This is a genomic window from Coprococcus intestinihominis, assembly GCF_040096555.1.
Classification (GTDB): Bacteria; Bacillota; Clostridia; order Lachnospirales; family Lachnospiraceae; genus Coprococcus_A; species Coprococcus_A intestinihominis.
On the sequence record NZ_JBBMEK010000473.1, the window covers coordinates 1 to 1,074 of the forward strand.

The following is a 1,074-nucleotide window of genomic DNA, read 5'->3' on the forward strand; positions in this document are numbered from 1 at the left end:
TCGCCCAGTCAGTGCAGAGGAAGCAAAAGAACTCGGATTGGCTTACAAGGTTGTTGCCAAAGAAGAGTTGGATGAAGCAACCATGAAGTTTGCAAGGAAACTGGCTGCTGGTCCTCTTCTTTCCTATAAGAATATTAAGAAACAGATTTATGACGCTGCTTATTCCGATTACAAGCAGTGGCTTGCTGAAACTGAAATCCCGACACAGCGCGAATGTGCTGCATCCATGGATTTCCAGGAAGGCTGCAAAGCATTTATGGAAAAACGCAAAGCCCATTTTGAAGGCAAATAAAATTTCAAAAACAGTCTTAAAAATGCAAGCATTTTACACCTGTTTTTTGAAATTTTGCTTGGCTCTGAACAGTTACATTTTATTTAAGAAAGGTGGTTGTCAAATTGCTGTCTAAAGTTGTAAGCAAAGAAGAAGCCCTTACCAAAATCCATGACGGCCAGACTATTATGTTTGGTGACTGGCACGGTGAATTTGCCGCTGATGAGATTATCGACGGTATGCTTGAGAAAGGTATCAAAGATATCCATGCTATTGCTGTTTCTGCAGGTATGCCGGATCAGGGTGTCGGTAAGCTGATCCGTGAAAAACGCGTGAAATCGCTTGTAACAACACATATTGCGCTCAATCCACTTGCCCGCGATCAGATGTTTGCAGGCGAACTGGATATCGAGTTCTGCCCACAGGGTACATGGTCCGAACGTATCCGCTGCGGCGGCGCCGGCCTTGGCGGCTGCCTGACACCTACCGGTGTCGGCACAGAAGTTGAGAACGGCAAGCAGAAACTGACGATCAATGGTAAGGAATATCTCCTTGAGATGCCACTCCATGCAGATGTTTCCCTGATCAAGGCAACCAAAGCAGATACAGCCGGCAATCTCTATTTCCATCTGAATTCCAGAGCTACCAACAGCACAATGGCTTTCGCCGGTGATTTTGTCATTGCCGAAGTAGAAGAAATCGTAGAAGTCGGTGAACTCGGACCTGAAGAGATTCACGTACCTGCACCTATTGTTGATATGGTCTATGTGCGCACAGGCGAGAAACGTCCACTGTGTCCAATG

The 1,074-nt window shown here is 46.0% G+C and carries 2 protein-coding genes; both read left to right on the top strand.

The features are described 5' to 3' along the window. Positions 1 to 292 (top strand): enoyl-CoA hydratase/isomerase family protein (locus WMO25_RS18285; RefSeq protein ID WP_349086675.1); only part of this gene is annotated, 292 nt, incomplete at its 5' end. Positions 293 to 396: 104 nt separating this feature from the next. After that, a partial coding sequence (locus WMO25_RS18290) for a CoA transferase subunit A (protein WP_349086676.1) occupies positions 397 to 1,074 on the top strand: 678 nt, incomplete at its 3' end.